This window comes from Paenibacillus oryzae (assembly GCF_001675045.1).
In the GTDB taxonomy this organism is placed as follows: domain Bacteria; phylum Bacillota; class Bacilli; order Paenibacillales; family Paenibacillaceae; genus Pristimantibacillus; species Pristimantibacillus oryzae.
This window is the reverse complement of sequence record NZ_LYPA01000065.1, coordinates 22486-35865: the sequence shown is the minus strand read 5'-3', so window position 1 is coordinate 35865 and position 13380 is coordinate 22486. Positions and strand designations below refer to the sequence as shown.

Below are 13380 nucleotides of genomic sequence, written 5' to 3'. Positions count from 1 at the left end.
TCTTCACACCCTAGCCTTTGACTGCGCCGATCATAATCCCTTTGACAAAAAAGCGCTGAAATATCGGGTACACCAGCAAAATAGGCGCTACCACAATAATGGTGACCGTCATGCGAATCGAGGTTGTTGTTTGCTTGGTCGCCAAGCTTGCCATAGCGGTTGAGCCGGCATTTTGCAAATTGACCATAGTTGATAACGAGCTGGCCTGATTGATGTAGTTGTACAGAATAAACTGCAAGCTGTACAAATTACTGTCCGTCACGAGCAGGAGCGTGTCCTGAAAGGCATTCCACTGGTCTACCGCCGCAAAGATAGCAACCGTTGCCAGTATCGGCTTGCAGATCGGCAGCATAACCTTGAAAAATAACGTCAAAAGCCCGGCCCCGTCGATGCTTGCCGCATGCTGGAGCTCCTTGGGCGTGGATTCAACAAACGTTTTGACCAAAATGATAAAAAACGGTGCAACGATTGTTGGGAGCACATAGGCCAAAAAGTTGTTCGTCAAATTCAGGGTTCTCATGGTGAGGTACCACGGGATGATGCCCGCATTAAAAAACATCGTAATAACGGTAAAGCGATACCAGAATTTTCGCCTCCACATATCCTCCTGCGTAAACATAAAGCCGAGAAAGGCGGAGGCTCCCACCGTCAGCGATGTGCCGATTACAGTTCTGCCGACGGATATGACGGCCGCATTGAGCAAGCCCGGTATTTTGAACACATCCAGATAATTTTGAAAATGAATGCCTTTGGGGTAAAAGATGATGTCCCCTCTGGCGCTAATATCATTGGCGCTTATTGTATTGATGATGATGGAGTAAAACGGAAAGACGCAGATGAAGGCAAACAGGGAAAACATCATATAGATCAGTACGGAAATCATTTTGTCGGTCATGCTGGTCTGAAATTTGGCCTCCCTGGCCGGCCGCCCGGTGCGAATCGTTTCAGTTGGCGCCAGCTCCGTTGATTTATCGCTCATACGATGCTCTCCCCTCTTAACAATTTGGACAGCCCGTTTACGGAAAAGAGCAGCACAACGCTAATCAGGCTTTTGAGCATGCTGATCGCCACGGAAACGGAGTAGCTTCCGCCGCTCATCGCAAGGTTGAACACATACAAATCAAGAACCTGGATCGTCTCCTTGTTAAAGGCATTCTGAAACACGAAATATTGCTCCAGACCGTTATTCAGGAAGCTGGCAATTTGAAGCATCAGCAGGACAAAATAGGTCGGAAGCATGCTTGGAAGCACAACATGGCGTATGATTTGCATGCGCGTTGCACCGTCAACATGCGCCGCTTCATATAAGGAATCGTCAATTCCCATAATTGCCGCGATGTACAGGATCGCCGCCCAGCCGAGCGTCTTCCAGGTAATCCACATCCACATCGTAATCCACACATGATCGGACTTCTGAAGGAACAGAATCGGAGAGTCGGTAGCACCCAGCTGACTCAACAAACCGTTAATGATGCCTTCGCTGGAGAACATGGTAAATGCCAGAGAATAAACAAGCACCCAGCTAATAAAGTTCGGCAAGGTTGTAACCGTCTGAATAAATTTCCGGAAGCGCACCGCCTTGATCTCCGTCAAAAAGATGGCAAAAATCATCGGAAGCCAGGAAAACAGCAGACTTAAACCGCTCATTCCAAACGTATTTTTGATGACTTGCAGCAATTGATCAATTTTCACCTTATTTTCAACCAGGGAATGAAACCACTTGAAACCAACAAACGGCGACTGGGACAGAGGAATGGGGGGCGTGTAGTCGAAGAAGGCATAAATCCACCCATACAGCGGGAAATAAGCAAAAACAGCCAATGACAACATAAAGGGAGCAATATAGAGAAATTTTACGAAAGACGAGCTTTTTATGCCGTGTTTTTGAGGGCGCACCTTATCACTCCTCCGTTATTTGATAGCGCTTTCAGTAGCATGAAGCTATCATAAGGCATCAAAAATCGCAAAACAATGACCTATCCGCATGTCTTATTGATCTATTCTTATTTCTATGCAGCGACCAAAATAAAAAATGTCCGAGAATGCGTGAAAGCGCATTTTCGGACATAAGCAAAACGGTAAATCCACAGCCTTTACCTCATTTTCAACACAAAAAAATAATCTCTATAGCGTGCGCTGCCTATCAAGCATCCTCCTCGGGCACCCCCAACGCTTTGTTCCTTTCCTTGAAGATACTGTTATGCGAGGAGACGCGCGCCGTCTCCCAGGCCTCGGGGTCCGTATACTTCTTGGCACTGTTGACAGCCAGCACCGCATCATTAAATGCGCCTGCGATCAGATGGATCCGTTGCTCAATTCGCCTTTGCCAGCAAATAGAGAAAATAAGGCACGCTAATGACCGTAATAACGATTCCTGTTGGCACATCTCCGCCCAGACTGATCGTACGCGTAATCGTGTCTGCTGCAATTACAATCAAGCCTCCTGCCAGGCTGGACGCAGGTACGAGCAGCCTATGGTCGGGACCAACAAGCTTCCGAGCCATATGAGGTGCGATCAGACCAACAAAAAAGAAGCTTCCGCCCACGGCAACGGTTCCCGAAGACAACGCCACTGCCGCGATAGACAAGCCAAGAAATGCAGGTTTTATCGCAAGTCCAAGTCCTTTTGCTATCTGATTTCCGAGATGAAGCAGATTCAATTTGCGCGCGTTGTAATAAATATAACCCAGCAGCGCCGCTACCCATGGAGACAATACAGACAGATAGCGCCAGTCGTCCCCCCACAAGCTTCCTGCCATCCAGCGCAGCATAAAGTTTAACTGCGTTTCATCAAGCCTGAGTGTTAAATAGGTCGTGAGAGCACTATAGCCGCTTCCAAGCGCCACGCCGGTCAATATTAGCCCGATTGGCGACATCTCTCGTCCACGTCGATACGAGAACAGAAAAATAAGGGCTGCAGCGATAATGCCACCAGTAAAGGCAAGCAGCGGAAGCATAATATAGGAGCGTGCGCCAAGCGAAGCGATATAAACAACAAAAATTAATACAAACAACCCTGACCCGGAGCTAATCCCGAGCGTACCGGGACTTGCCATATCATTGCGCAGCAGGCTTTGCATGACCACACCGACCGCTCCCATGCCTAGCCCAACCAATATTGCCAGCAAAATGCGAGGCAATCGAAAATTAAACACAATCAGGTTTTGGTTATCCGTTCCTTTGCCCAAAAAAACATGAAAAACCTCCAACGGGCTGAGATTCATTTTGCCCGAATTAAGACTGATGATGGAAATAATGATAATAAGTGCAGACAATACGGAAATAATCGTTATGCCTCTTCGCAAGGTATAGCATTTTCCGTTCATTCAAACTCCCTCCTTTGCTTGCGCGCCAGAAGGAGGAAGTAAGGCACACCGATGATAGATAAAACAATACCAATTGGAGTTTCATATGGCTTATTGATTATACGACCTATCAGGTCGGCCGAAACAGTCAGCAATGCGCCGTATACTGCAGAGGCAGGAATAATGTAGCGATAATCGACCCCAACCATATAACGAACAATATGAGGCGTAATCAATCCGATAAAGCCAAGGGGTCCGGCGATTACAACGGCAAGTCCTGTCAGTACAAGCACTACAAGCGTAGACAACCCCTTAACCAAGCCGGTGCGAATGCCAAGTCCGTCGGCCACATCATTGCCCAGACTTAGAACTGTAATGGAGGGGGACAATGCCAGCGCCAGAAACAAACCGCCAACAAATATGGGAGATACCAGAAGCAGTTCCATCCATTGAGCGCCTGTCGTGCTGCCCGCCGTCCAATAGGCAAGCGCTTTGCCCAGATCATAGTTAATCGCCAAATATTGACTGAGCGCGCCAAACAACATGGAAATGGACAAACCTGCAAGCACAAGCCGCTGCGGTGTCATCCCCCGTCTGCCAAGTGAAGCAATAAAATAGGTCATTCCCGTTGCAATCGCTGCGCCAAAGCAAGCAAAAATCATAACCTTCCAATAGTCGGAGCCCGGAAAAAAGGCTAGACTAAAAGCAATAGCGAATGCTGCGCCGGAGCTCACACCCATCAAGCCGGAATCTGCCAGAGGATTGCGCGTTGTTCCCTGCATAATTGCCCCGCATACAGCGAGACTGCAGCCAACGACCAAATCGGCTGCTGTACGCGGGAGGCGAAGTGTATGAATGATTTGATGTTCCATTAGAGCAGGATTATATCGAGCAATAGCCTCCCATACGGTAGCCAATTGCATATCGGCAGCACCGAAGCTGATCGATGCTACCGAAACCAAAACCGTTAATCCAAGCCCAATCGCCATGTATAGAATAAAGAGGTTTGCGCCATGGCGTTTTTGCACTGGCTCAATTCCCATTATCGCTTCCTTCCCTCTTGTTCATAAAGATTGATTATTGTGCAAGCAAGGAGCGGAGCAGTCTATTCAACTGCGCGCAATAATGCTTCTGTTACATATTTGATTTGAGCCGCCGCAGAATAAATGTCACTGTAATAGCTAAAGCCAAAATCGATGTCAATGATTCGATTATTTTGTACAGCCGGAAGTGCATTCCAGATCGCATCTCCGGATAAGTCCGGCATGTCGTCGAAGACATTTCGGATAATAAAATCTCCGGTATATTGATTCAATATTTCAAAGGAAATTAATTCACTATAGGAGTCCTTGTCTATAATATATTTTTGTATAGCCTCGGTAGGCTTTAAGCCCAGTGAAGCATAAACGATGCCTCCCGTGCCGTATTTACCGCCGTGAACATCCATCGCCCGATCTGCCCCGCCTTCAAACACAGATACGGTATAATTCTCGAAGCCGGCCTGAGATAGCTTAGCCTTTGCCTCTTCCAGAGTAACATCCTACGATTTAATGGCTTCAGCAGCCTCCTCCTGACGATTAAGCACTTCCCCGATAAAGGTAAGCCTCTCATCCTGGGTCAATTCCCCTTGTGGAATATAAACCGTAGGTGCAATACCTGAAAACTTCTCTACATGATCCTCGTCAATTACAAGTATTAAGTCAGGCTCCAGCAGCATAATGCTTTCGCCCTCCCACTCAGGAAACCACCCCAGGCCAGTAGATTCCTCTACCAGTTCTGAAAAAGCAGCACCCTCGTAAACATCCGATATTCCAACCGGCATAATCCCCATTGCAACGACATCGCCCATCAAATATTGAACAACAACACGCTGTGGCTTCGCCGGAACCTCAACATCTCCCTTTGTTGTTTTGACAATTCTCGTTTGAGACTCAACAACATCCGTCCCTTGGGTTTGCTGAGTCAACGCAGGCGAATTTGCCGGAGAAGGACTTGCCGTCCCTCCAGTATTAACCGAAGCGTTTGACGTACACGCTGATAATATCAGCATCAAACTTATTGCTGCCGCTACGATCATTTCCTTGCCTCTTATCTGTCCAAACATGCCTAACTCCCCGTCTCTGTGAGTTTTCGCCGGATTTTCCAGCTCCCTCTCATTGTAGGGATATCGATAATCATTATCAATATCACAACCGTGCATGGAAGATATCTTTTTGTTCCGGAACTCACTCGGGGTTATACGATAATACTTTTTAAACGATCGAATCAGATTTAACTCCTCGGTCATGCCGCACCCCAATGCAACCTCCTTAATCGTTGCATTGGTATAAAGCAAAAGGCGGCGTGCCGCTTCAAGCCGCTTTATTGTAAGATACTCCTGCAGGCTCATACCCACCCGCTTCTTGAATAGCCTTGTTAATTGCCCTCGACTAATGGCAAATCTTTCGGCAATCTCCTCAAACAGCATAGGCTTCATGTAATAGTCATCCAGATAACGTCTGGTGGAGACCACAGGATCGGGCTGAAGAAAAATATTGTCGCCCTTTTTCAGATCCTTATACACCTCACGAATCAGCAGATAAAATAAGCCTTTAGCATGCAGGTGTTCCAGCGACGTCCTGTGCTGCCAGCTGTTCACCATTTGCTGAAACATATCAAGGAGCCTGAGCGGGTTGCCGGGTGTATATGCAAACAGCTGCACAAAAGGATTGGCCAGCTCCAGCCGCTGCTGCAATTCCTTGTTCCATAAGGAGGGGCGCTCCGCTTTATAAAACACCATAAAAACCTTTGCTACCGCTTCAGAAGGGGAAATGCTCAGGTTTGTCCCTTTCCCGCCATGAAGCACACCGAAACGCCCCATTATCATAACAGTCCCATTTAGCTCCACTTGGGCCTGCACGCCACAGAAGAAAATCAGCATACTGCTGGGCATGCGATAATTGGTTAGGGTCTGCCCCGGCTCGTAATGCTGATACCGAACATCTGTTAATTTAATTGCAGAACGTGTCCATAAATAAGACAGCTCGTCTATCCGGTCTGGTGTAAACGTATACGCAGGATCATTTTCCTGAAACACCTGCCATCCACTCCTTCACAATCGGTTTACTTTGTATGATAAATACATTGCTTATGATTATCAATATCATTTACATCCAAAGTTCCGCACAGTGATTCCCGATTTAGCCGATATCGCCAGTTTGTCTGCAATACGCCAGCGTCCAGATTGTATAGTTTGGCATTAAGCGTACCTAGCATAAATGGCGAGTGGCTCGCTATAATAAACTGGCTGTCCAAATAACGTGCAAGCTCGTTAATTTGCTCTGCCAGCCTGATTTGGTTTTGCGGAGAAAGCGACGTTTCCGGTTCGTCCAATAAATACAATCGGCCGGGAAGCAAAGGATTGCTCCAGCTTCTCCGCCTCGGCTCTGCCCATCCCTTGCTTCATCTCCTCATAGCGTAAGCCCTCGCGAAGCACATCTGCCTGCTGGATTTTTTTTGATTTCGTACAAAATATCCTCAGACTTGATATACTGGCTGCCTTCCGGCAGCTTTCTGATATCATGCTCCCTTTCATCTCGCCCCAGCGCATAGCTGCTTTCATCCAGGAAAAGCTGCACATAAGGGCTGTGACCAATAGCCGTCATTTTTTCAGCCCCTGTTATGTCCAGCTTGTTGGCAATCAAGTTCAGCAACGTTGATTTGCCAGAGCCATTGCTGCCGTACAATACCGTAATCTTGTCAAAAAATAAATAGTCTCTTATTGGGTTTATTCATTAACCGTCCAAATGTCCAGAGCCAACAGGCGAACCGCCTCATGCTCATGCTTGCGATACGCCCGTAAGCGTTCGGCGCAAGCCGGATTCCATAATAACAGCTTTCCTGCCGCCTGCAGTAAAGGAAGGGCTACATACTGAGCCTCAAAAGGCGTCTGGGCCTTCAGATGATCAACGATGCCCAGAAGCTCCTCAGGCTTCCACAATCCCTTGCTCGCATCTATAGCTTGAATAATAAATTTATAGGCATAATTCAATAAATGCGGTTTCCCTTGTACGATCTGTATCACTTGCTCTAAAGGGTCAATTGCCGTATCAGCTCTATTCCAGTCAATCATGGCCAGATGCAATTTAATAACAGCCGGCTTCATCGATTCCCTCCGGGCCAACGCACCAATCATGCCTTCATATAAAGGCAGCAGTCTTTGCCTTGTATGCTGCGGCAATGAAACCGCCTTGTCTATTACTTCTAATAACCGCTGACGATACGGAAGATCCCTCTCGCCGCACGCGTTCCATTGCAAGTCCTCTTCCTTTTCGGCCAAGCTTTTGCATAAACCAATTAACGCCTCATTTATCGCGCCGTCTCGGCAAGCAAACATCAGGGTATACAGTGCCGCCTTCCAACTGACGCTGTTGCCCATATCCATAATGGCTTTGCCCGCAGAGCCGGCAAGCAAAGCTTCATTTCCATCCGCCCATAGCTGCAATGCCTGGAAAGCTTCTACAGCGACTTCCCCGTCGGCACGGCCCGCTATTTCTGCAATCCATTGCGCATAGCGCGGCCGATCCTTAACAGGAAGCTCGCCCGGCTTCTGGTAAAGCAAGCTTTTTACAATATCCCGCTCCGGCGACAAAGCCATTTCCTTTAAAATATCCCAGCTTCGCTCATCATCAAGCCATTGCCTGGCTGCATGACCTATCGCAATGGCAACATCCTTGTGGACGTTTGGTTTCTTAGATTCACGCAGCAGAAGTCCCATGCCCTCACTACTTTTAAAAGCACCCAGCAGACGAATGGCTTCTTTTCTGACGGTTATTTTCAGCTTGTCCCTGTCCAGAAGGCTTTCAAGCATAGAGGCCGCTTGATCCGGCTTCACTCGGCGCAAGCACCGGGGAATGGCATACATCGCTACGCGAGCACGGTCGCTATCCAGATTGTTCAGCAGGATAGGCAGTGCCTTTTCCGGCTGTTCCCCTAAGGAGCAGGCATGCAGCGCCGCCTCGGCAATCTGCACCTCCCCATCTTTTGTCAGCTTCGTCAACTGATCAGAAAGATAGTCCGGCATTTTTGCCAGGCTTTTCATTGCCGCAGAACGCTCATAAACATTACGTTTGACATCCAGTGCGACTTTTTCCAGCAGGACGGCCAGCGCTTTTTGCTGGCGGGGCAGCCAGCGGTAAAAGCCATCCGATGCAGGAACAAGATAAATGGTTTTCCCTGAAAGATGCCGTCCTTTAATAATGGCCCCTGAAATGAACGGGTCCAGCCATTCCTGACGCTTTTGATGCAAATGCGTAAATACCTCATGAAAAAAAATGAAGGAGGGGTCTTTGTCCAGCAGCTCCTTTACCCGTTCATCGCGTGTTTTGCGCGGAGCAAGCCAATAATGAACGGCCTGCGACGGCACCGTTTTTGCTTGCAGCAGCTCCTTTAACAACTCTTGAAGCTTGGGGAGCCGTTCTATGGATTTGCCAAACGATCCCGCCATCCGCAGGATGTAGGTGTAGCTCTCCCGTTTGTTGGCTTCCATGCCCAGAGCATAAAGCTCATCCGCCAGAAGATTCAGCGCATGATCCGGCACGCTTTCCCAGTCCATGGTGCGCAGCATAAACTGTCCATCCCGCATTGCCATTCGGGTAAATGTCCGCAGCGCAAATTGAAATAGACGGCCCTCTGGCTGCATGGCATGATAACGAAGCAGGATAAAGGCCAGATTCTCGATAGATGTTCGGGTCCCGTAGGAGGTATCCCTTGCTTCAATGACACTGTCCGCAAGCAAGGTCAACTTATCAATATGTTCTTCCGTAAATAGCGGAGCAGGGCAATTTGCAAGCTCGGCCATAACCGTATTGCGCACGGGGTCCTGATCGTTTTTAATCCGCGTCAAAAAATGTAACGTTTCATCCATTCCGCTTCGGGATAAAATAGTGCTTCGAATAAGTAGGGCATAAGCCGCTGCGCGCTCCTCCGCCCCGGATACCGCTGCAGCGCCCTCCAACGTAGCACGGACATGAGCAATTCCTCGTCTCGCTGTTATTTCCAGCTTGCTTTCCCGACGTTCCTGTATCTCCCGCAAACCCAGCATTCGCTCGGCCTCCCGATCGCGCAAGCCATGCGGCAAAACATCCAGCAGAAGCGTCGGGAATATCCGCTTACTACGGTCTTCCTCCTTGTAGGCCGCTTCAAAAACCGCTCCGCGCCAGGACGGCGCTAGAGTATCCAGCACCTTTGCAACATGGGAAGGCTGCTGAGCCATCAAGGAAGTTAAATCAGCCCATTGCTGTATGGAAAATAGCTTCCTTCTTTTCAAGACGCCTGCCGGCACGCCATGATTCAGCAAATCGCCTCGTGCTTCCTCAATCGTGAGCAGCATCAAGACTTCATCGGGGCTGGTTTCCATCAGAATGCCCAGACGAGATCTCAAGACAGGATGAAGCTGGTTGGTTGGACCAAGCTTCAATGCACACTCCAAAACAATCCTTGGCCTTAGTGTGCATAATATCTCTATCGCGGTTGCAAATCTCCACCATACATCAGCCTTTTCCCGATGCGATGCCTGTTGCAATGTATCCTGAAAATGAGCCGCTACGATATCCGGATAACGCTGCGTAATCATTTTCCAATTATGTAGCGCATAGCTCAGCTCTGGAAGGCGAAGACGAACCGTTTCCTCCCTGCATGCGGGGAGCAGTGTTGCGGCCTCATGTCCTCCATAGCGTGCAAGCACAAGCGGCAGCAGCCGCTCGGCCCAGTCCTGCCGGTGGACGATTACAATGCTCCGCAGCAATTGACGGCGGCATTCATGGGACAGAGAATCAAGCTGTGCTTCAATGGGGAAATCAGAACCGCCGTCACCGATAACCTCCGGCAGAAGTCTGGCTGCCCGGCTCCTTACCCCAGCCTTCTCATGACTCAAAGCTAACAAAATAGCTTGAGCATCACTGGTTACACTCGCGCCGGTTAAAGCCAAATGCCCCTCATAGGCGCTACCGCTATCCAGAAGGAGTACCAGCAGGTTCCGATACGCTTTATCTCCCTTATGCTCACGACCCCAAGCCGCCATTTGTTTCATTCTGTCAGAATATCCTATCGAGTCAAGAACCGCCAATATCCGTTTAATATCCAATGAATCTTTGCGAAATAGCACGTTTCCCTCTCCTCTCCCTTCATGAAGGACGACTCCATCCTGCACGAGCCTTATCTCTTTGAGGTAAAGTCCCCCTGTTCAGGCATGATTCTATCAAAATTAAACCCTTCAATCGTGCTGGACGCTTCATCCAGCATATCCAGTATAGCTTCGATTTCAGTCTGGTCTTCGGCCCCGGGAGCTGTGACGGACTCATAACGAATCATAACGGGCAATTCGATCCAGCCCTCCAGCATATCCCATAAAGCATCCAGATTATTCCCGTACCATGCCGGAAAAGCCAACTGCTTCGCTAGCTGCTGATGCAGCTGCTCTGCATTAGCTATCGCTGCACCATAAATCGCAATCTCTTTCATGATATGCCTCCGCCTCCGTCCCGATCCACTCTTGTAAAGGTTTTATAATGATCCCTTGTCATATAAATCAATCCATCATTGGAGTAAAGAATACGGTCTGCGCCTCTTGTTCCTCCGTCATAATGGATATCCGCTTCATACCATATTCGCCGCTCTGCCTTGGGCAATCGCCCTTCACGGTTCTGAAATACATCTCCGCCAATGGATGCGCCTGGAGCCACGTCATGCAAATTGCCCTTTTGCGCAATCCATCCCCGTTTTCGGGCCTCGGACTTCGTTAAATAATGGTCAGGCAAACGCTGGTGCTCCATAAGAAACAACGCGACTTCTCTAAACTCCCGAAGATCATTCCCCGCCTGCTCCAATGTCTGAAACTCATCGCTAAATAAATCAGCATCCGCTGTAGACGTGTCTATAGACGGAGAAGCTTGCGGGCTCAACAGGTCGCTGCAGCCTGCCAAAGCAACCGAGATGACAAGCAGTCCAATCCAGATGAAGCTCAACCATCTTCTTTTGGTATGTCTCATGCTTCTAAACCAACCCTCTTTCAGCTATCCAAATGAGGCATATCTTGTTATCCGCCCCTCAAATCATCATCTTAATAAACTAATCTCTCACTACCCAGCACTGTCTTGTTTTGCACGGGGTTTCCGGTGAGGTATACCCTCTTTAAATTCGCCAGCGAAACTAGAGGATCAACGCTCGCAATCGCGTTATTTTCCACATGCAGCACCTCCAGCTTTTGAAAGCCGCTCGTAAAATCCAGACTTTGTATGGAGCTGTCCTGCAGCGTAAAGGAACGCAAACCCGTCAGGCCGGCAAGGTAAGGCGTCACTCGATCGAGGTTTTGCACACTTTCGTTGTTCACCAAATAATACGATGCATCTATCGTCAAATGCTCAAGCGTATCATTTTTAAACGGCTTTTCGTCTTGCATGGAAAACGTGCATTTCAAGCAGCTCAAGGCTGTCACGTTCTTCAATTGGAATAAAGCATAGGTATCCTCGTAAAATGATGTTTCACTAGCATGGATAGTTCGTAAAGCTGGAAGCTGATTTAACGCCTCAACCTGAACCATCGAACCGCTGCCGACTAAAGAAAGCTCCGTAAGCTTTGGAAATTTCGTCAGCTCCATGCCATCTACCCCGCCGCTACCCAGATGCAGGGTCAGCGAATGTACCGCAGGCCCTTGAAAGGCAGAAACAAATGCGCCCGGCAGCTCGGCCACTCGAACAAGAGGAAGCGTAAGCGCAGGCACATTTTCGTAGTAACCCGAAATAAACAATTGCGACAACGAGGTCAAGCTATTGATGGCATCCAATGATTCCAGCGAACCGACGCTTGACAGCCTTAATGTGGTGAGTGAAGCCTTATCCCTCAACGCCTCAAGACTAACGATATCAACGCGGGTCATATCCAGCGTGTTCAGGTTGGGCATGTTTTTAACAAAATCAATCGACTTCAGGTTGGAAACTCCGTCAAAAGTCAGCTCGCGCAGCCCGCTAAGCGCAAAAAGGCTGCTGAAATCTGTTGCTTCACTGCTCATAATAGCCAGCGATTCCAGTGAATTAAACGAAGATACCCACTTCAAATCATCCACCGTACCAATGGAGAGCGATCGCAAAGGAAGCTGCTGCAGCAGATGAAAATCCGTTACGTCCTCTCCGACATACGTAATCGCCAAGGAGCGCAAATTTGAAAACTTCAACAGCATATTAAGCTCCGCGTTGCTGCGAATTTGTGTCGTCAGCTCCAGCAGCTTGGACGGATCTCCAAAATAGTTGGAAAAAGAGGAAAACGATTCGTTAAATCCCGCCGAATACCCCTTCAAGCCTTCCATATGGCTGAAGCTGACATTTTGGGCTTGGGATATATCGTATTCACCCTTCAAATCCAGCATCGTTAATCCGCGAAACGCTTCAAAGTCTTTTTGCTCGATTTTCTGCGTATTAAGCAGCTTGTCTTCAATGGTATAATTCAGCATTTGGGCTTGCTCATTTGTGAATGGATCATCAAAGCTATAGGTAAAATGCCATTGGTAATCCCTTTTATCTGCGGACAGATAACGAATGCTGGCCAGCTCTTCCTCCGTCGGCGCGGCTTCAACTTTTCCGAAAATATCCTTCAGAAAAAATTGCAGCACCTCGCTTTCAGGCTCCGAACGGACTGAATAGGCAACGCCGGGCTTTGACGTATTGCCCGATTGATTCGCCAGCCATAAGAAACAAAACAGTGCAGCAAATACAATTAAAAGATATATGGTTACAGATCCTTTCGGCTTTGGTCTTGCTGGCGCTGCTGCCCTGGCCGGGGCAGTCCCATGATAATGATGAACCGACTGATCGACATAATACACATTGTTTTCCTTCAACAAAAGCTCCGTTTCGCAAAATGGACATTTAAACATTTTTTCATTTTTATGCTGTATTTGCCCGTTGCAATTGGGACAGATCAATTTTATAAAAGCCACTGGACACCCTCCGCATCTATCCGGTTGTTTGACATGATATACGTATCGTTAATATAAAAGGTAGCATTTTAAAATGGGGACGGCAACAGCAGAACGGCCTATCAG

12 protein-coding genes and 1 pseudogene are annotated in these 13380 nt (G+C 48.3%); all 13 read right to left on the bottom strand.

Annotated elements, in window-relative coordinates:
* Positions 1 to 10 precede the first annotated feature (10 nt).
* The 13 genes and pseudogenes from A7K91_RS16240 to A7K91_RS16190 all read right to left on the bottom strand — a co-directional run bounded on the left by A7K91_RS16240 (position 11) and on the right by A7K91_RS16190 (position 13275).
* Positions 11 to 979: a carbohydrate ABC transporter permease gene (locus A7K91_RS16240; protein WP_068684589.1), complete on the bottom strand. Its 969-nt coding sequence runs from the start codon at positions 977 to 979 to the stop codon at positions 11 to 13.
* The gene (locus A7K91_RS16235; RefSeq protein WP_068684587.1) at positions 976 to 1896 is read right to left on the bottom strand and encodes an ABC transporter permease subunit; all 921 of its coding nucleotides are present in this window, start codon (positions 1894 to 1896) and stop codon (positions 976 to 978) included. The genes A7K91_RS16240 and A7K91_RS16235 overlap by 4 nt, the downstream gene beginning before the upstream one ends.
* 247 nt (positions 1897 to 2143) lie before the next feature.
* Positions 2144 to 2314, bottom strand: a pseudogene (locus tag A7K91_RS27110) (thioredoxin reductase); the annotation flags it as partial.
* Entirely contained in the window at positions 2313 to 3326 is a 1014-nt protein-coding gene (locus tag A7K91_RS16230) for a FecCD family ABC transporter permease (RefSeq protein ID WP_068684585.1), read from the bottom strand. The pseudogene A7K91_RS27110 and the gene A7K91_RS16230, both read right to left, overlap by 2 nt.
* A complete protein-coding gene (locus tag A7K91_RS16225; RefSeq protein ID WP_068684583.1) occupies positions 3323 to 4348 on the bottom strand; it encodes a FecCD family ABC transporter permease in 1026 nt (341 codons plus the stop codon). The genes A7K91_RS16230 and A7K91_RS16225 overlap by 4 nt, the downstream gene beginning before the upstream one ends.
* Positions 4349 to 4410: 62 nt before the next feature.
* Positions 4411 to 4836: an ABC transporter substrate-binding protein gene (locus A7K91_RS16220; RefSeq protein WP_082967500.1), complete on the bottom strand. Its 426-nt coding sequence runs from the start codon at positions 4834 to 4836 to the stop codon at positions 4411 to 4413.
* Between the two features lie 9 nt (positions 4837 to 4845).
* Complete coding sequence (locus tag A7K91_RS16215) at positions 4846 to 6381, bottom strand: helix-turn-helix domain-containing protein (RefSeq protein ID WP_068684580.1); 1536 nt, start codon at positions 6379 to 6381, stop codon at positions 4846 to 4848.
* Positions 6382 to 6407: 26 nt separating this feature from the next.
* Entirely contained in the window at positions 6408 to 6701 is a 294-nt protein-coding gene (locus tag A7K91_RS27105) for an AAA family ATPase (RefSeq protein WP_245697570.1), read from the bottom strand.
* Positions 6702 to 6754: 53 nt separating this feature from the next.
* A complete protein-coding gene (locus A7K91_RS27100; RefSeq protein WP_068684579.1) occupies positions 6755 to 7030 on the bottom strand; it encodes a hypothetical protein in 276 nt (91 codons plus the stop codon).
* A gap of 41 nt (positions 7031 to 7071) precedes the next feature.
* Positions 7072 to 10449, bottom strand: coding sequence for a HEAT repeat domain-containing protein (locus A7K91_RS16205; protein ID WP_068685185.1), 3378 nt, complete (start codon positions 10447 to 10449; stop codon positions 7072 to 7074).
* A gap of 50 nt (positions 10450 to 10499) precedes the next feature.
* Positions 10500 to 10805 carry a barstar family protein gene (locus A7K91_RS16200; protein ID WP_068684577.1) on the bottom strand — a complete coding sequence of 102 codons (306 nt, stop codon included), beginning with the start codon at positions 10803 to 10805 and terminating at the stop codon, positions 10500 to 10502.
* A complete protein-coding gene (locus A7K91_RS16195) occupies positions 10802 to 11332 on the bottom strand; it encodes a ribonuclease domain-containing protein (protein ID WP_068684574.1) in 531 nt (176 codons plus the stop codon). The genes A7K91_RS16200 and A7K91_RS16195 overlap by 4 nt, the downstream gene beginning before the upstream one ends.
* A 71-nt stretch (positions 11333 to 11403) precedes the next feature.
* A complete protein-coding gene (locus A7K91_RS16190) occupies positions 11404 to 13275 on the bottom strand; it encodes a leucine-rich repeat domain-containing protein (RefSeq protein WP_068684572.1) in 1872 nt (623 codons plus the stop codon).
* Between the last annotated feature and the right edge of the window lie 105 nt (positions 13276 to 13380).